We start from the raw sequence: 17,942 nt of genomic DNA on the forward strand, positions 1-17,942 counted from the left end.
CGTTGCGATATCCGACTTTTGCTCGCAAGTCCCGCCCAGCATTCCGGAAAACGTCCCGCAGGATGATCTCTGGTCCCGCAGCATCCCCCCCATGCACAGGACGCGGCCCCGGCAGATCGACGTGACCGGCGGATACCTGGAACGTCTGCCGCTGGCCGCCGTCGCCAGCGGCGCCGTCGATCATGCCGAGATCTGGAGCTTTGCCGGCCGCGCCGGGGACTCGGACCGCGACCGGGGCCTTCCCGACGGCACGCCCGATCCCGGCAACCCGGCCCTGACCCGGCGCGTGTTCCGCGCGGATGGCCCCGCCCCCTATGCCTCCGCCGAGGCGGTCGAGTTCATCCGGACGGTGGGCGCGCCCGACATCCTGTGCGTCTGGGGCCTGGGCGTCGATGCGGCCCTGCTGGATGCCTGCGCCGCGTCGCTGAAGATCTACAATTCCATCGACGCGCCCGCCTTGCGCATTCCCGACGACCTGGCCTCGCGCTTCGACCTGTTCCTGACCGGCGCCGAGTGGCAGTCGCGAGAGATCGAGGCCCGCGTTCCCGGCGCGCGCACGCTGGTCCTGCCCATCGGCCCGGCCTTCGCGTCCGGCCGGACCTTCTTCCCGACCGGCGCCGACAAGGACCGCGACGTGGTCTATGTCGCCTGCGCGCAGCCCTACAAGCGGCACGACATCCTGTTTGACGCCATGGCGCGCCGCCCCGGCACGCGCGGCTTGCTGGTGGTGGGATACGGCCACCAGACGGACGAATTCCGCGACCGCGCCGCCCGCGAGGGGCTGGATCTTGAGATCATCGGCCCGCCCGGCGTCAGCCATGACGAGGTGAACCGCCAGATCAACCGTGCCCGCGTGGGCGTCGTCTGCGGCGAGGATGACGGCGCACCGGCGATCCTGACCGAATACCAGCTGGCGGGCCTGCCGGTTCTTGCCAATGCCCGGCTGTCCTGCGGGCTGCAGTTCGTGACGCCCGAAACGGGCATGACCGCCCATGAGGGCGCCGACTTCGCCGAGGCGCTGGACATGCTTCTGCGCGACCATGCCCGCTATGACCCGCGCCCCGTCGCGTTGTCGCGCTGGGGGTGGGAGCCCTCGGTGGCGATGCTTGCCGAAAAACTGACAGAAATCCGCAACGCAAGGATGGTGCGATGAACGATGCCAAACCCCTCAGCCCCCTTGCGCTTGCGATCAGGCCCGCGCTGATCTGCTTTTCGCACCTTCGCTGGGATTTCGTGCTGCAACGTCCACAGCACCTGATGTCGCGCTTCGCCGACGAGTATCGCCTGTTCTTCTGGGAGGAGGCGATCCCCACCGACCACCATCTGCCCTACCTGGAATTCCATGCCTTCGAGGGCACCAGCGTCCAGTCGATCCGCCCCCGCGTCCCGGCCCGCTGGTCGCCCGAGGATCAGGCTCGTGCGCTGTCGGACCTGCTGGACCAGATGATGGGATTGGCGGGCATCCATCGCCCGGTCCTGTGGTTCTACACGCCGATGATGTGGCCGATCGCGCGCCATGTCGATGCGGCCGCCATCGTCTATGACTGCATGGACGAACTTTCGGCCTTCCGCTTCGCCCCGCCCGAACTGGCCGTGAACGAGGACGCGCTGATGAAGGCCGCCGACGTGGCCTTCACCGGCGGCCATTCCATCTTCGAGGCGAAGGCCGGCCGCCACGCCAACATCCACCCCTTTCCGTCCTCGGTGGACACCGCTCATTTTGCCCGCGCGCGGGGCGGGTTGGCGGAACCCGGCGACCAGGCGGGGCTGCCCCGGCCCAGGCTGGGCTATTACGGCGTCATCGACGAGCGGCTGGACCTTGGCCTGATCGCCGCCCTGGCGCAGGCGTACCCGGATTGGTCCATCGTGATGATCGGTCCCCTGGCCAAGATAGGCCCCGAGGATCTGCCGCGCGCGCCCAACATTCATTGGTTGGGCCAGCGCGGCTATGACCAGTTGCCCGCCTACCTGGGCGGCTGGGACGTGGCGCTGATGCCCTTTGCCATGAACGAGGCGACGCGCTTCATATCCCCGACCAAGACGCCGGAATACCTGGCGGGCGGGGTGCAGGTGGTCTCGACCCCCGTGCGCGACGTGGTGCGGCATTATGGCGACCTTGCCGCCGTGCGGATCGCCGCCGATGCGGGCGCCTTTGCCCGTGCCTGCGAGGCGGCGCTGGCCCAGCGCGACCGTCCCGCCGCCTGGCGCGACGCCGCCGACAGGATGCTTGCCGACGGAAGCTGGGACAGCACCTTCCGCCAGATGTCCGGACATCTGGACCGCGTCCTGGGCAAGCACCTGCCCTCGGCCTCGATCGTGAAGCTTCCGGCGCCCGCCATCCTGCGCGGCGCGAAAAAGCACGATGTGACGATCTGCGGCGCGGGCTTTGCCGGATCGGTTCTAGCCCGGCAATTCGCCGAGGTGTCGGGCAAGCGCGTGCTGCTGGTGGACAAGCGCGACCACGTCGCGGGCAATGCCTTCGACTGCCTGGACAGCGCGGGCATCCTGATCCACCGCTATGGCCCGCATATCTTCCACACCAACAGCGACGACGTGTTCGACTGGCTGGGCCGGTTCACGGCATGGCGCCCCTACGAACATCGCGTCCTGGCGCGCGTGGGGGACAAGTCGGTGCCGATGCCGATCAACCGCACGACGCTGAACGCGCTTTACGGCCTCGACATGCAATCCGAAGCCGAGGCCGAGGCCTTCCTGGCCCGCCAGGCGCAGCCGGTGAAGGACATCCGCACATCCCGCGATGTCGTGGTAAATGCAATCGGGACAGAGCTTTACGAGACATTCTTCCAGGGATACACGCGCAAGCAATGGGGCCTTGATCCCTCTCAACTCGACAAGTCCGTGACGGCACGGGTCCCGACCCGGACCAACACCGACGACCGCTACTTCACGGACAAGCATCAGGCCATGCCCCGAGAGGGTTACACCCGGATGTTCGAGCGGATTCTGGATCATCCCGGCATCGAGCTTGGGCTTGGCACCGACTTTCATGACCTGGAACCGGCGGACAAAGGCAGGCTGGTCGTCTATACCGGCCCCATCGACGCCTATTTCGGCCACCGCTTCGGCACGCTGCCTTACCGCAGCCTGCAGTTCCGGCACGAGACGCTGGACCAGCCGCAGTTCCAGCCCGTCGGCGTCGTGAACTACCCGGCCGAGGACGTGCCCCATACCCGGATCACGGAATACAAGCACCTGACCGGGCAGACCCATTCCAAGACCTCGATCAGCTACGAATATCCCTCGGCCGAAGGCGATCCCTACTATCCCATTCCTCGGCCGGAAAACCACGAGTTGTTCCGCCGCTATGACGCTCTGGCCGCCGCCGAGCCGAACGTGATCTTCGCGGGCAGGCTTGGTAGCTATCGCTACTACAACATGGATCAGGTCGTGGGTCAGGCCCTGGCGATCCACCGGCGGCTGACCGCCCGGCAGCCCGCGGCGGAAGCAGCGGCGCCCCTGGCCTGACCGCTCATGCGCTGTCTTCTGCTGACCGACAGTCCCGAGCCGTCGGGGGTGGGCGAACACATGCTGACGCTGGCGGCGGCCCTACCGCCCGGCATGGCGGTGCTGGCCTTTCCCGATCATGCCGCAGGCCTTGCGCTTGCCGCCCGCGCCACGGCCATTGGCCTGCCCGCGCAGACCTTCGCCTTGGGCGATGCCGAAAGCTTCGTTGCCGCCAGCCGGACCCGTATCGTCCACATCCATGCGGGTATCGGCTGGGAAGGCCATGGCATCGCCCTTGCCGCGGCTCGGGCGGGGCGGGCGGTGATCCGCACCGAACATCTGCCCTGGCTGCTGACGGACAGCCACCAGATCGCCCACTACCTTGAGGCCAGCCGGAACGTGGATGCCGTTGTCGCCGTCTCGCAGGCGGCGGCGGGCAGCTGGCAGGCGGCCCTGCCCGGGATGGCGGTCCACGCGGTGCCGAACGGCACCCTGGCCCCGGCGGTGCGCCACCAGGGCGGGGACGGCCTGGGACTGCTGTGCGTGGGGCGCTTCACCCCGCAGAAGCTGCACCGGACCTTACTGACAGCCCTTGCACGCCTGCATCGCCAGGGCATTCCGGCGCGGCTTGATCTGGTGGGCGAGGGGCCGGGCATGGCGCGGTTGCGGCGCTGGGCCGACCGGCTGGGCCTGACCGGCAGCATCCGCTTTCTGGGCCGCCGGGACGACGTGCCCGCCCTGATGGCGGGCGCCGACCTGCTTGTCCTGCCCTCGGGCTTCGAGGGGCTGCCCCTGGTGCTGCTTGAAGCCATGTCCATCGGCCTGCCCGTGGTCGCCACCGATGTCACCGGATCGGCCGAGGCGCTGGGCACGGACCACCCCTGGCTGGTGCCGCCGCGCCGCTCGCGGCCCCTGGCCGATGCCCTTCGGCAAGCGTTGACCGACACCCGGCGCCGCGCCATCGTGGCGCGCGACGGTCAAGTCCGCTGGTCCCGACATTTCACCGCCGCCCGCATGGCGGCCGACACCGTGAAGATTTACCGCAAGGTCCTGCGGCAGCGTGGAGAAGACGGAATGACGAAGACAAGGCTTGGCTTTATCGGCGCGGGCGGCATCGCGCATCGCCATTTCGGCGTGCTGCGCACGATGGAGGACGTCGGCATCGTGGCCGTCTGCGACCCGGACCAGGCCCGCGCCGATGCCGCCGCCGAGGCGACCGGAGCCAAGGCCTATGCCGACCATGACGCCATGCTGGCGGCCGAGGATCTGGACGCCGTCTATATCTGCGTGCCGCCCTTCGCCCATGGCGCGCCCGAACGGGCCTGCATCGCCAAGGGCCTGCCGTTCTTTGTCGAAAAGCCCCTGTCGCTGGACATCAGGCTGGCCGAGGAAATCGGCGCCGAGGTGGAAAAGGCGGGCCTGATCACCGCCGTCGGCTATCACTGGCGCTACCTGGACACCATGGACGAGGCGCGCGGGCATCTGGCGCAGAACGCCCCACACCTGATCCAGGGCTTCTGGCTGGACCAGACGCCGCCTCCGCAATGGTGGTGGAACCAGGACCAGAGCGGCGGGCAGGTGGTCGAACAGGCCACCCATGTCATCGACGCCGCCCGCTTCCTGGCCGGCGACGTGACCGAGGTCTTCGGCATGTCCGCCCGCCGCGACCGTGACGACTTCCAGGGCCTGACCGTGCCCACCGCCACGGCGGCCACGCTGCGCTTCGCGTCCGGCGCCATCGCCAACCTTTCGGCCACCTGCCTGCTGCGCTGGAACCACCGCGTCGGCCTGCACGTCTTCGCCGACGGCATGGCGCTGGAGATCAGCGACCACGACCTGATGGTGGATGTGGGCCGGGGCCGTCCTACCCGCCGGGCCGAGGGCGATCCCGTCTGGCGCGAGGACCGCGACTTCATCGAGGCCGTTCAGGGCCATGAGAACCGCATCCGCTGCCCCTATGCCGAGGCGCTGATGACCCACCGCGTGGCCCTTGCGGTCGCGCAATCCGCCCAGAACGGCGCTCTTGTGAAGATGGAGGGGCTGCGGGCTGACCCGCAGCCCATCTTTCGTCAAGCCGCTTCGAAAGGTGCCGTTGATGCCGCATGAGCATCGCCACATCCGGTCCCTGGGCATCGAACGCCCGCACGAGCCGTATTTCTTCGGCTATGAGGAAGGCCCGGCGGGCGACGGGCAGGTGCGGCTGGACCTGATGTACACCGGCCTGTCGGCGGGGACCGAGCTGACCTTCCTCAAGGGCAGCAACCCGTATCTGCACAGCCGCTGGGACGACTGGCAGGGCCTGTTCATCCCCGGCGAACCCTCGGCGCATTTCCCGGTGAACTTCTTGGGCTACATGGAGGTGGCGAAGGTCATCGACGCCCGCGCGCCGGGGTTCGCCAATGGCGATGTCGTGGGAACGACCTTCGGCCACAAGACCGGCCACACGGCCGATCCGGCCCATGACCTGCTGCTGAAGCTGCCAGAAGGCATGGACCCGATCCTGGGCATCTTCGTGGCGCAGATGGGGCCGATCGCCGCCAACGGCATCCTGCACGCCGACGCCGACCAGTTCGGCGCATCGGTCCCCTTCCTTGGCGCCGGGGTGGAAGGCCGCCCCGTCCTGGTCTGGGGCGGCGGCACGGTCGGCCTGTTCTGCGCGCTGTTCGCCCGCCAGGGTGGCGCGTCCGAAGTCGTCGTGGTGGACCCCTCGCCGTTCCGCCAGGATATCGCCCGCAAGATGGGCTTTGTCGCGATGGGAGAGGACGAGGCGGTCCGTTACGCGAAATCCGCCTGGCACCACAAGGTCGGCGGGCGCGGCGCGGAATACGTGTTCCAGACCCGCGCGCGGTCCGACAGCCTCAACCGCTGCCTCCAGGCGCTGCGCCCGCAGGGCACGGTGATCGACCTGGCCTTCTACCAGGGCGGCATGGACGGCGCCCGCTTCGGAGAGGAGTTCCACCACAACGGTCTGGCGATCCGCTGCGCGCAGATCAACCGGATGCCGCGCCCCGTGGCCCATGCCTGGGACCAGCGGCGGCTGGCGCAGGAAACGCTGCGGCTGCTGGAGGACGAAGGCGACCTGATCCGGCAGCACATGATCACCCATGTGGTGCCCTACAACGACGCGCCGGACTTCCTGCGCCGTCTGGTCGCGGAACGTCCCGACTTCCTGCAAATCGTGTTCGAGGCCAAATGAGCGCGGATGACCAGCCGATCTGGGGGTTCGTGCCCCCGGAAACCTTTCCCCAGCCGCATGACGGCCACGACCTGATCCGCATCACCTTCGTGATGGCCTGGCTGGTCGTCGGCGGCGAGGAAACCGAAATCCGCCTGCTGGCCCGCACCTTGCCGCGCGACCGATACCGCATCACCGTCATCCCCTGCTTCCACAAGGAGGGGATGCCCGACCAGACGCATCAGCAACTGACCGACCTGGGCGTGCATGTGGACACTACCCCCTATGGCTTGGGGTTCGAGGAGACCATCGACTACCTGCGCCGCAAGCTGGCCGGGGCCGATGTGGTCGTGTCCTGCCAGAACGTCGCCGACATCTATCCGGCGCTGGAACGCATGGCCCTGCGCCCGCCCCTGATCGAACATGGCGGTCTGGTCAGCGAGGCCCTGGCGGGGCCCAAGCATTTCACCGCCCGCTATGTCGGCGTCTGCGACAGCATCCGGGCGGCGGCGGCGGGCAAGATGCCGGACCGTCCGGGGGATGCGCTGGAAATCCCCTCGATGGTGGATCTGGACGAGTTTCACCCGGAACGCCGCGACGCCATGCGTGCAGGCCTTGGGGTGCAACCTGACGAAATCCTGATCGGCTGGGTCGGACGGCTGGACCGCAAGAAGCGGGTCGAGGATTTCATCGCCGCCGCCTTGGCAATCAACGACGCCCGCGTGCGCTTCGTGATCGTGGGCGGCCCCGATGCCTTCATGCCGGAATACGCCGACGAATTGCGCCGCATGGCCACCCCCCTGGGCCCGCGCATGATCTTCACGGGTGACCGCAAGGACGTGCCGGACCTGCTGGCGGCGATGGACATCTTCTGCTGGCTGTCGCGCGGCGAGGGCATGCCCCATGTCATCGCCGAGGCCGGCGCGGCGGGTCTGCCCGTCATCGCCACGCCCGACAACGGCGCCTTGCAGCAGATCGTCGACGGGGTCAGCGGCATCTTCGTCCCGCATGAAGACCCGCAGGCCGTGGCCCAGGCCATGACGCGCCTGCTGGCCGATGCCCCCCTGCGGCAGCGCTTGGGCATGGCGCTGAAGGCCCATGTCCATGCCACCTATTCCGCGCCCGTCGTGGTGCCGCAATGGCAGGCGCTGATCGACGCCGTTCTGGCCGAACGCCGCGCCCCGCCTGCGCCCGAGACGTTCCGAAGCTTCGTCCTGGGCGGATGGGAGGCCTCGACCCACCGCCTGCGCCATGGCCGGCGGCTGGACCTGATCGACGCCGTGGGTCACGACGCCCATGCTGCGCAGGATTACCGGCAGTTGGCGTCCCTGGGCATCCGCGCCTGCCGCGACGGGGTCCGCTGGCACCGGATCGAGACGGCGCCGGGCCGCTATGATTTCTCCAGCCTGACGCCCATGATGCAGGCAGCAGCCGATACCGGCACGCAGGTCGTCTGGGACCTGCTGCATTACGGCTGGCCCGACGACCTGGACATCTGGCAGCCCGCCTTCGTGGACCGCTTCGCCCGCCTTGCCCGCGCCGTGGCGCGGCATCACCGCGAGATCACGGAAGCCGTGCCCTTCTGGTGCCCGGTGAACGAGATCAGCTTCTTCGCCTGGGCGGGCGGTGACGCGCAATACCTCAACCCCTTCGCCGCGCATCGCGGATACGAGCTGAAATGCCAGCTTGCCCGCGCCTCGATCGCGGCCATGCACGAGTTGCGCGCCGTCGATCCCCGCGCGCGCTTCGTCCATGCGGAACCCCTGCTGGCGATCCATCACGACCCGCACAGCGGCCGCCCCTTGTGGGAGGCCCATGGCTATCACGACGCGCAATTCCAGGCCTTCGAGCTGCTGTCGGGCCGGATGTGGCCGCAGCTTGGCGGCGATCCGGCCTTCCTGGATATCGTCGGCGTCAATTACTATTGGAACAACCAGTGGATCCACGGCGGCCCGCCCATCGACATGGACCACCCGTGGTATCGCCCGTTGTCCGACCTGCTGGTCGAGGTCGCGGCGCGATACGAGCGGCCGCTGATGATTGCGGAAACAGGGACCGAGGGCGCGCGGCGCGCGTCCTGGTTCGCCTATGTGCGCGACCAGGTGGCGCGGGCGCGCGAACGCGGCGTGCGGGTCGAGGGGATCTGCCTTTACCCCATCGCCAACCATCCCGGCTGGGACGACGACCGGCTGTGCCCCAACGGTCTGCTGGGCCATGACCCAAAGGACGGGCATCGGTCGGTCGAGTGGCCGCTCGCGCAGGAGATCGCGGTTCAGAACACGTCGATGCGATAGCGCCCGTGGTCGGTGGTGGCGGGCAGGCCAAGAACGTCCGCCAGCAGCGACACCGCGCATGGGCCGTCCAGTTCGTCCTCCGAAGTGGACCCGGTCCAGGTGACGGCGACGGTATGGCCCGTGGCATGGGTCTTCAGCCATGAACCGAGGCCCGCGATGTCCTCGGGCGTCAGGAAATACAGCACCTCGGACAGCAGGACCAGATCGAAGGCTCGGTCCGGCAGGTCGCGCGGGGCCATGCCTTCGACCACCGAAACCTGCGGCAGGTCTGCCAGATGGCTGCGGGCGATGGCGACGGCGGCGGGCGTGACGTCCATCGCGGTCAGGCGTTCGCAGCGCGGCGCAAGGCGGCGTGCCAGCGTGCCGTTGCCGCAGCCGATCTCCAGCGCGTCCGCGAAGGGGCCGGGGCCGATGGCCTCCAGCGTGGCGTCGTATTTCGCGGCCTCGTAGGGGCTGGTGCGGTGGTCCCAGGGATCGTCGCTGGCCGCGTAAAGCCGGGCAAGGTGGTCGAGGACGGATTCACGGGGCAAGGATCACCTCGGGGTGGGACAGGAAATGCTGCTGACGCCAGTCTTCCATGACGAAGCCGTCCGGGTCGTCGTCGATCAGCCCCGTCATCTGCGTCCGGTGGCGGGCAAGCGCCCGGGCCTTGGCGGCCCTGGCCGCGTCGGACGCCCGGATCAGGCGGGCCGGGGCAGGGCGGTCGATGAAGCGGCCCCAGATGGGATAGAAGTGCAGCATGGCGTCGGGACGTTCCGCCAGCGCCCGCCGAGCCAGCCGCGCGGTGCTTTCGTGGTCGATATGCGGATCGTGCCCCCAGCTTGCCAGGACAACCGCCCTATCGGGAATCATCCGCGACAGGTGGCGGGCAGAAGCCGCGTCCACCGGCGCCTCGCAGTCGGGATGGTCCAGCCAATGCGTCGCGGCGCCGGGGGCAAGGATCGCGACCGCGCCCTCGAACTCGGCCCGGCGCGTGGCGGCAAGGCGTGCGGGGGGCCAGTCGCGCGATCCGGGATGCGAGCGGTTGCCGTTCGTGACGCAGATGACGTGGCAGGGATTGCCCCGCGCGTGGGCGTCGAACAGCAGCGCGCCGCAGCCCAGCGTCTCATCGTCCGGGTGCGGGGCGATCACGACAAGCGGGCGGTCGTCCAGCAGATCCGCGACCCCGACAAGGGGCGCGCGGGCAAGCGCGTCCAGAAAGCCGCTCATCCGATCCATCGGTCGCGCAGGGCCGGATCGGCCAGGACGCGGGACAGCGACCCCATGGCCAGCCCGTCCGGGTCCGCCTGGCGCAGGTAGAAGTTCAGGTCGCGCCGGATGCGGTCGGCGGGATGGCGCGTCGCAAAGGATGCCGCGCCAAGCGCCTGGTCCGCGAGCGCCAGCACCGTCGCGGCTTCCTCGGCCGTCTTCAGCCGCCCAAGGATCGCGGCTTCCGCATCCGCCGCCGTCGCCTCGGGCCGCTCGACCGTGCAGGCGGCCTGTTCCAGCCACAGCCGCGCGGTTTCGCAGGCCGTGACCATCCGGTGCAGCCGCATGGCTTGCAAAGGGGCGCCGGACTGGTTGCGCGCCTGCAACTGGTCGGCGGTGATCGCCGCCAGCGCCCGCATCGCGCCCAGGTGCACGGCGGCATAGCGCCAGACGCCGCCATAGAAATGCGGCTCGGTCAGGTAGTCGCCGGGCCGGCCCAGCGGCACCGCATCCGCCACCGCCAGCCCGTCCAGGTCGCAGCGCCCCGATGCCGTGGCCCGCATCCCCGACACCTGCCATTCGTCGGGAAAAAGCCGCCCCAGCAACTGGTCCCGCGTGAACAGCAGCAGTTGCAGCCCGCCCTCTGCCTGCACGGAAACAATCACCCGGTCCAGAACGTCGGCGCCGCTGCAAAACAGTTTCTGGCCCCGCAGCACCCCATCCTCGATCCGGGCGGGGACGGGGCCTTCGGCGCCCCAGATGCCGTGCAGCAGCCCGTCGCGGACGCCGTCCAACGGGCCGCCATGCAGATGCAACAGCTTCACCGCATTGACATGGCCTTCGAAGATCCGGCCCGCCGAAAGGCTGGCGCGGCCGATGGTGGCAAGCGCGTCGAACAACTCGCGCGGGTTGTCGGGATGATGGGCCAGCGCCTCGCATTGCGCCAGAAGGCCGCTGTCGCGCAGGGCAGCCGCAAGCGCCTGCCCCGAGGGGCCGTCCGCGCCGTCGTCCGGGGCCTGCGCGATCAGCATGGCGGCCTTGTCGGCGGCCCTCATGCGACGGCCACGGCGGGCATGGCGCCCAGCCATAGCGCCGCATCGGGCCGGACTTGCGCCTCGACAAAGGCCGAGAGCCTGGGCAACTCGCGTTCCAGATCGGAGGCGCGCATCCGCCGGCCGCACGGGACCGAGCGATCGGGAAACAGCGGCCGGTCCCCCGCCATCGTCCGCGCCCATAGCTGGCGCAGCACGAGCAGCCGCAGCATCGCCTGGTCGGCCAAGGGGTCATCCTCGGTCATGCGGCGGCGCAGGCATTCGGCCATGCCGCCCTCGGCCCTACCGAACAGGCGCGCCGAGACATGGGCGTGCATCGCGTCGTCATAGCAGATCGCCAGTCCGCGACGCTCGGCCAGGTGGACCAGGGCGCGATCCTCGCTGGAGCGGACATGGGGCAGGCCGCCGATGGCGGCATAGGCATCGGCTCGGATGGCAAGCGAGGCACCGGATTCGATGTAGTGGGGCTTGGGCGTCCCCACCGGCTGGCGCCCGGCGATCTGGTCCAGAGCATGGCGGATTTCATGGACCAGGGCGCCATAGGCCACCTCGGCCGCGGTGATCCGCGCGCCTGACGGGGTGGCAAGGACATGGCGGGCATCGGTGCCGATGGTGCCGCAAACGACGTCGGCGCCCAGGGCCGCGCGTTGAAAGGCGGCGGCGATCCAGTCGGGCGCGGGGGTCGCGTCGCCATCTGTGGTCATCAGCAGCGCCCCTTCGCGCCAGGCCAGGTCCATCGCCAGCCTGCGGGCACGCCCCGCATTGGCCTCGGCCGCAGCAAAGGCGATCTCGACCGTCTCGATCCCCAGGGCAGGGTGGCGGAAGGCACGGGCGAGGGCGGCGGTGTCGTCCGAACAGTTGTTGGCCAGGACCAGGGCCGTCACCGGGCAGGGGCTGCGTTCGGCCGCCACGGCCAGGGCGGACAGCAGGCGGTGAAGACGGCTGGCTTCGTTTCGGACGGGAATGGCGACGGCCACATGGCAGGGCAGGGATTGTCGCGGTCGTGCCGCTGCCAGGTCGAATGAGCCGTCCATCCGTTTCTCCTGCATGGTGCGCAGGACGAACATATGTTTAGGGCATTCCGTTCCTGCATCAAATGTCAATCGCCTCCGTCGCGCTGGAACCCGCACAAACCTCAGCCGTTCCAATCGGGTAGATGCGGCGGAGGCAGCCATGGCACCCAGGGCAAGCTGGAAGGGATTCCTGAAGGTCGGAGAGGTCAGTTGCGCAGTCGGGCTTTACACCGCCGCCTCCACGTCCGAGCGGATCGCCTTTCACACGCTGAACCGCAAGACCGGCAACCGCGTCCACCGCGTCTTCGTGGACAGCGACACCGGCAAGACCGTCGAACGCGACGATCAGGTCAAGGGTTACGAAATCGGGCCCGACGACTATGTCGTCCTTGACCCCGAGGAGGTCGCCTCGGCCGTGCCCGACAGCGACAAGACGCTGTCCGTCACCGCCTTTATCGGCTGCGATGACATCGACGACCTTTACTTCGACAAACCCTACTATATCGCCCCGTCCGACGAGGGCGCAGCCGAGGCCTTTGCGCTGATCCGGGACGGGATGCGCGGCAAGAAGGTCGCGGCGCTGGCCCAGACGGTGCTGTTCCGCCGCGTACGCACCGTGCTGATCCGCGCCCATGACGACGGGCTGATCGGGACCACGCTGAACTTCGACTACGAGGTTCGCGATCCTGCCGAGGTCTTCTCGGACCTGCCCGACATCCATATCCAGGGCGAGATGCTGGACCTTGCCCAGCACATCATCAAGACCAAGCGCGGCAAGTTCGATCCCAAGGACTTCGACGACCGCTACGAGGCGGCCCTTGCCGAACTGGTCAAGGCCAAGATCGAGGGCCGGAAGATCCAGCCCCGCAAGGAGCCCGCGCGCGAGGAGGTGGTCGATCTGATGGAAGCCTTGCGTGAAAGCGCGGCCCAGGCCAAGCCCGTGCGCCGCGTCCCGGCCAAGCCCCGGTCGCGCAGCGGCAGCACGACTAAGCGCCGGGCGCCGTCGCGGTCGCCTGCCAGCAAGAAGGCCGGCTAGGCCATGGCAGGAACGTCCGGCGCGGGCCTTGATACCTACAACGAAAAGCGCGACTTCACGCAGACGCGGGAACCGCGCGGGCGCAAGGCCGCGAAGGCGGGCCGGTCCTTCGTGATCCAGAAGCACGCCGCGACCCGGCTCCATTACGACCTGCGGCTGGAAATGGATGGCGTGCTGAAAAGCTGGGCCGTCACGAAGGGGCCAAGCCTTGTGGCGGGCGAAAAGCGCCTGGCCGTCCATGTCGAGGATCATCCGCTGGATTATGGCGGCTTCGAGGGCACCATCCCCAAGGGCAACTATGGCGCGGGCGCGGTGATCGTCTGGGACCGGGGCGACTGGGTGCCCATCGACGGCGACTATGCCAAGGGCAAGCTGGAGTTCGAACTGAAGGGCGAAAAGCTGGGCGGCCGCTGGCACCTGGTCAGGATGCGCGGCAGGCGCGGCGAAAAGCGCGAGAACTGGCTGCTGATCAAGTCCGAGGACGAGGCGGCGCGCCCCGGCGACGCCGCCGACATCCTGTCCGAACGTCCCGAATCCGTGAAGACTGGCCGCACCGTCGAGGAGGTTGCCGAGGGCGCCGAGGAAAAGCCGAAGCCCGCCAAGCCCAAACCTGGGCGGACACGCAAGGCCGACGAAAAGGCCCCGGCGCCGCGCGCAAAGAAGGCGCCCATGCCGGATTTCATCGAACCGGCCCTTGCCACGCTGAAGCCTGCGCCGCCCACCGGGTCGAAGTGGCTGCACGAGGTCAAGTTCGACGGCTATCGCCTGCAGGCCCGGCTGGACGGGCAAACGGTGCGGCTGCTGACCCGCAGCGGGCTGGACTGGACCGACCGCTTCGGGGCCGAGGTGACGGACGCCTTGCGCGCCCTGCCTGCGGAAAGCGCCATCATGGATGGCGAACTGGTGGTCGAATCCGGGGCGGGATCGTCTGACTTCTCGGCCCTGCAGGCCGACCTGTCCGAAGGCCGAAAGGACCGCTTCGTCTTCTATGTCTTCGACCTGATGTATCTGAACGGCTACGACCTGCGCGAGGCGCCCCTGATCGAACGCAAGGGAGTGCTGGAGGAGTTGGTGGGCACGGAACCGGGCCGGGTCAGGTTCAGCAGCCATTTCGGCGAAAGCGGGTCCATGGTGCTGCGCCATGCCTGCCGGCTCAGCCTGGAAGGCATCATCTCGAAAGAGGCCGACGCCCCTTATCGTTCGGGGCGGGGCAAGGGCTGGATCAAGTCGAAATGCTCGGACCGGCAGGAATTCGTGGTGGCGGGCTATGTGCCGTCCACGACATCCGACAAGCTGATCGGCTCGTTGGTTTTGGGCGTGTTCGAGGGTGGCGCGCTGGTCCATGTCGGCCGCGTCGGCACCGGCTTCTCCCAGAAGATCGCCGGAGAGCTGCGCGCCAGGCTGGAAGGGATGCGCATCGAAAAAAGCCCCTTCGCGGGCAAGCTGACCGCCGACGAGGCGCGCGGGGTCCGCTTCGTGCGCCCGGACCTGGTGGCCGAGGTGGAGTTCCGCGCCTGGACCGCAGACGGCCTTCTGCGCCACGCGTCCTTCCGGGGCCTGCGCGAAGACAAGGCGGCGGCCGAGGTGGTGCGCGAAAGCGGGCCGTCCAAGGTCGGCGAACCGAAGCCGCAAAAGCGCCGCGTCACGCTGACCCATCCCGACCGCATCTACTGGCCGGACGAAGGCATCACCAAGGAGGGACTGGCCGATTACTACGCCGAGGTCTGGCCGAAAATCGCCCCCTTCATCGTCGGGCGGCCGCTTGCCTTGCTGCGCTGCCCCGGCGGGATCAACGGTCAGAAGTTCTTCCAGAAGCACGCCTGGAACGGCATCAGCAAGCATATCTCTCAGGTGAAAGACCCCGGGAAAAAGGCCGAGGAGGCCATGGTCGCCATCAACGACCTGGACGGGCTGATGGCCCTGGTCCAGTCGGCCGCGCTGGAGATCCATCCCTGGGGGTCCACCGTGGCCGATTGGGACCACCCCGACACGATCACCATGGACCTGGACCCCGGAGAGGGCGTCGCCTGGGAGGCCGTGGTCGCCGGCGCCCACGAGGTCCGGCAGCGGCTGGCCGATGCGGGGCTGGAGGCTTTCGTCAAGACGTCGGGCGGAAAGGGCCTGCATGTGGTGGCGCCCTTGAAGCCCAAGGCCGACTGGCCTGCCGTGAAGGCCTTCACCAAGGCCCTGGCCGGCGCCATGGCGGCGGACGACCCCGAGGCCTATGTCGCGACCATCACCAAGTCCAGGCGCAAGGGCCGCATCCTGATCGACTATCTGCGCAACCAGCGCGGCATGACGGCGGTGGCTGCCTATTCGACCCGTGCCCGCCCCGGCGCCGCTGTCTCCATGCCCGTCGCATGGGAGGAACTGGACCAGATCGGTCCTGCTTACTTCACGGTCCTGAACACGCCCGGCCGGCTTGCCGCCCTGGACCGGGACCCGTGGGAGGATTTCCACGCCGCCGCCCGGCCGCTGGAGGTCAAGCCGCCGCGCAGGCGCTGATCAGCGGCTGCTGCGGCGTCCCTCGGCCTGGATGCTTTTCTTCAGCGCGGTCATGATGTCGATGACATTGTCTTCCGGCGCGGCCGCGCGTGGCTTGGGGCGGGCCGCGCGCTTCTTGCCCTTCTTCTTGGCGGCGATGATGTCCTTCAGCCGCGCCTGCACCGGATCGTCCACCATTCCCGCATCCCAGGGCGTCGTGCTTTCGTCGATCAGCTTGCGGACCAGCGTCATCAGCTTCGCCTCGGGCTTTTCGGTCCCAAGCGCGTCGAAGTAGTCGGCGTCGTCGCGCACCTCGTCGCCATAGCGCAGGGTCCACAGGACGATGCCCTTGTCGCGCGGCTTCAGCATCACCGCGCGTTCGCGGCGATACATCACCACGCGCGAGATGCCGACGGTGCCCGTGACCTCCATCGCGTCGCGGATCACGGCAAAGGCCTCCTGGCCCACCTCGTCGGCCGGCATCAGGAAGTGCGGCCTGTCATACCACACCCAGGCGATCGAATTTGCGGGCACGAACATGTCGATGTCGATGGTGCGCGTGCTTTCAAGGGCGACCGCCTCGATCTCCTCGTCCTCCAGCATGACATAGTCGTTCTCGCCGCGCTCGTAGCCCTTGACCTCGTCCTCCTCGCGGACGGGGCGTCCGGTCTCGGCATCGACATACTGGCTGACCACGCGGTTGCCGGTCCTGGCGTTCAGCGTGTGGAAGCGGACCTTCTCGCCCTCGGTCGTGGCCGGCATCAGGGTGACGGGGCAGGTCACCAGGGACAGCTTCAGATAGCCTTTCCAGAACGTGCGCGGGGCCATGGCGGATTCCTTCACCGGATGAAAGGCAACGGCGGCAGCCGGGCTTTGTTCCGCAGCGCCACACGCCCGGCCCGGCATGACAAATGTCAACCGGGGCAGGGGCAAAGGAACTGCCGGGCAGCCACGCTGTTGAGGCAGGTCATCAACACGAAGGAAGCCGCCATGAGCGTTGCGCTTGTTACCGGCGCGTCGACGGGGATCGGGTACGAACTGGCCCGCCTGTGCGTCGCCGACGGTCACGACACCATCATCGTCGCCAATGAGCCCGCCATCCACACCGCCGCGGCCGAATTGGGCGCCCGCCCGGTCGAGGCCGACCTGGCGACACGAAACGGGGCGCAGGCGGTGGTCGCGGCCCTGGGCGGGCAGGATGTGGACTACCTGTTCCTGAACGCGGGCACGGGGCTTGGCCACGGCTTCCTGGACCAGGACCTCGGCAGGGTCGAGAATATCGTGATGACGAACATCCTGGGGGTGCTGCGCCTGGCCCATCCGCTGGGCAGGCGCATGGTCGCGCGGGGAAAGGGGCGCATCCTGATCACCGGGTCCATCGTGGGCTACATGCCGGGCGCCTATCAGGCAGTCTACAGCGGGTCCAAGGCGTTTCTCAACAGCTTCTCCATCGCCTTGGCCGAGGAGCTGAAGGACACGGGCGTGACCGTCACCTGCCTGATGCCCGGCGCCACGGAGACCCGGTTCTTCGAACGCGCGGACATGCTGGACACGCCTGTGGGCCAGGCCAGGAAGGACGATCCCGCCGACGTCGCGAAGACCGGCTACCAGGCGATGATGGACGGACGGGCGCAGGTGACGCATGGCCTGAAGAACAAGGCCCAGGCCGCCGCCGCCGAAATTCTTCCGGCCGAGATGGTTGCCAAGCTGAGCACAAGGATGTCCAAGCCCGAGGACGAGTGAGGCCAGTCCACGGCACCGGCAATGGCGCGGGTCCGCGCCTAGCCTTCCTTCGGGATGATGCTGATGCCGCCGCTGACTTCCAGCACCGCCGCGTCGATGTCGCCCAGCGTCCTGAGGCCGTGCTGCGCCCGCGCGGCTTCCAGCAGGTCGCCCACGCCGACCCGGGCGCGGTCCATCGCCTCCTCGTCGATCTTCCCGTTGCTGATGAGCACGGTGGGGTTGCCGTCCAGAATCGACGCCGCCCTGTCCGAGCGCGACTTGACGAAGGCCAGCAGCACATCGGTCGCAAACAGCGTGATGATCAGGATCGCCGCGTTGGTGATGGAGAAATCGTCGCCCAGCAGCGCCTGCTGCGTCGTCTCGGCGATGATCAGCAGCAGGACGAAGTCGAAAGGCGTCATCTGCGCCAGGGTGCGGCGGCCCGACAGCCGGGTCGCGATCAGCAGGACGACGTAGATTGCGATGCCGCGGATGACTGAATCCATGATGGCC

General features: G+C 68.5%; 14 protein-coding genes. 8 read left to right on the forward strand and 6 right to left on the reverse strand.

The window, feature by feature from the left end; all coding sequences use genetic code 11:
* Positions 1-91 precede the first annotated feature (91 nt).
* The 5 genes from J0F76_RS04345 to J0F76_RS04365 are packed head-to-tail and all read left to right on the forward strand — an operon-like array spanning position 92 to position 8,934.
* Positions 92-1,153, forward strand: coding sequence for a glycosyltransferase (locus tag J0F76_RS04345; RefSeq protein ID WP_207466123.1), 1,062 nt, complete (start codon positions 92-94; stop codon positions 1,151-1,153).
* Positions 1,150-3,486 (forward strand): UDP-galactopyranose mutase, encoded by a 2,337-nt coding sequence (gene glf, locus J0F76_RS04350; RefSeq protein ID WP_207466125.1) that lies wholly within the window; start codon positions 1,150-1,152, stop codon positions 3,484-3,486. The genes J0F76_RS04345 and glf overlap by 4 nt, the downstream gene beginning before the upstream one ends.
* A 6-nt stretch (positions 3,487-3,492) precedes the next feature.
* The gene (locus J0F76_RS04355; RefSeq protein WP_207466127.1) at positions 3,493-5,571 is read left to right on the forward strand and encodes a glycosyltransferase; all 2,079 of its coding nucleotides are present in this window, start codon (positions 3,493-3,495) and stop codon (positions 5,569-5,571) included.
* On the forward strand, positions 5,561-6,661 hold the full coding sequence (locus tag J0F76_RS04360; RefSeq protein ID WP_207466129.1) for a zinc-dependent alcohol dehydrogenase: 1,101 nt from the start codon (positions 5,561-5,563) through the stop codon (positions 6,659-6,661). Before J0F76_RS04355 ends, J0F76_RS04360 begins: the two co-directional genes overlap by 11 nt.
* Positions 6,658-8,934, forward strand: coding sequence for a glycosyltransferase family 4 protein (locus J0F76_RS04365; RefSeq protein ID WP_207466131.1), 2,277 nt, complete (start codon positions 6,658-6,660; stop codon positions 8,932-8,934). Before J0F76_RS04360 ends, J0F76_RS04365 begins: the two co-directional genes overlap by 4 nt.
* Here J0F76_RS04365 and J0F76_RS04370 read toward each other — a convergent pair.
* From J0F76_RS04370 to J0F76_RS04385, 4 genes are read right to left on the reverse strand one after another with little or no spacing between them, the layout of a single operon-like run.
* Positions 8,913-9,464 carry an SAM-dependent methyltransferase gene (locus tag J0F76_RS04370; RefSeq protein WP_207466133.1) on the reverse strand — a complete coding sequence of 184 codons (552 nt, stop codon included), beginning with the start codon at positions 9,462-9,464 and terminating at the stop codon, positions 8,913-8,915. The genes J0F76_RS04365 and J0F76_RS04370 overlap by 22 nt on opposite strands.
* Complete coding sequence (locus J0F76_RS04375) at positions 9,454-10,143, reverse strand: PIG-L deacetylase family protein (protein ID WP_207466135.1); 690 nt, start codon at positions 10,141-10,143, stop codon at positions 9,454-9,456. The genes J0F76_RS04370 and J0F76_RS04375 overlap by 11 nt, the downstream gene beginning before the upstream one ends.
* The gene (locus J0F76_RS04380) at positions 10,140-11,177 is read right to left on the reverse strand and encodes an acyl-CoA dehydrogenase family protein (RefSeq protein ID WP_207466137.1); all 1,038 of its coding nucleotides are present in this window, start codon (positions 11,175-11,177) and stop codon (positions 10,140-10,142) included. Before J0F76_RS04380 ends, J0F76_RS04375 begins: the two co-directional genes overlap by 4 nt.
* The gene (locus tag J0F76_RS04385) at positions 11,174-12,208 is read right to left on the reverse strand and encodes a glycosyltransferase family 2 protein (protein ID WP_207466139.1); all 1,035 of its coding nucleotides are present in this window, start codon (positions 12,206-12,208) and stop codon (positions 11,174-11,176) included. Before J0F76_RS04385 ends, J0F76_RS04380 begins: the two co-directional genes overlap by 4 nt.
* Positions 12,209-12,347: 139 nt before the next feature.
* Here J0F76_RS04385 and ku (J0F76_RS04390) point away from each other — a divergent pair, with 139 nt between their 5' ends.
* The gene (ku, locus tag J0F76_RS04390) at positions 12,348-13,223 is read left to right on the forward strand and encodes a non-homologous end joining protein Ku (protein WP_207466141.1); all 876 of its coding nucleotides are present in this window, start codon (positions 12,348-12,350) and stop codon (positions 13,221-13,223) included.
* A 3-nt stretch (positions 13,224-13,226) separates the two neighbouring features.
* Positions 13,227-15,728, forward strand: a complete 2,502-nt coding sequence (gene ligD / locus J0F76_RS04395; protein WP_207466143.1) for a DNA ligase D — start codon at positions 13,227-13,229, stop codon at positions 15,726-15,728.
* Here the strand turns inward: ligD and ku (J0F76_RS04400) are convergent, their stop codons facing one another.
* Positions 15,729-16,535, reverse strand: coding sequence for a non-homologous end joining protein Ku (gene ku, locus J0F76_RS04400; RefSeq protein WP_207466145.1), 807 nt, complete (start codon positions 16,533-16,535; stop codon positions 15,729-15,731).
* 162 nt (positions 16,536-16,697) lie between these two features.
* Here ku (J0F76_RS04400) and J0F76_RS04405 point away from each other — a divergent pair, with 162 nt between their 5' ends.
* Positions 16,698-17,450 carry an SDR family NAD(P)-dependent oxidoreductase gene (locus J0F76_RS04405; RefSeq protein ID WP_207466147.1) on the forward strand — a complete coding sequence of 251 codons (753 nt, stop codon included), beginning with the start codon at positions 16,698-16,700 and terminating at the stop codon, positions 17,448-17,450.
* Between the two features lie 38 nt (positions 17,451-17,488).
* Here the strand turns inward: J0F76_RS04405 and J0F76_RS04410 are convergent, their stop codons facing one another.
* Positions 17,489-17,935, reverse strand: coding sequence for a DUF421 domain-containing protein (locus J0F76_RS04410; RefSeq protein WP_207466149.1), 447 nt, complete (start codon positions 17,933-17,935; stop codon positions 17,489-17,491).
* Between the last annotated feature and the right edge of the window lie 7 nt (positions 17,936-17,942).

The organism is Paracoccus fontiphilus, assembly GCF_017356265.1.
GTDB classification, from domain to species: domain Bacteria; phylum Pseudomonadota; class Alphaproteobacteria; order Rhodobacterales; family Rhodobacteraceae; genus Paracoccus; species Paracoccus fontiphilus.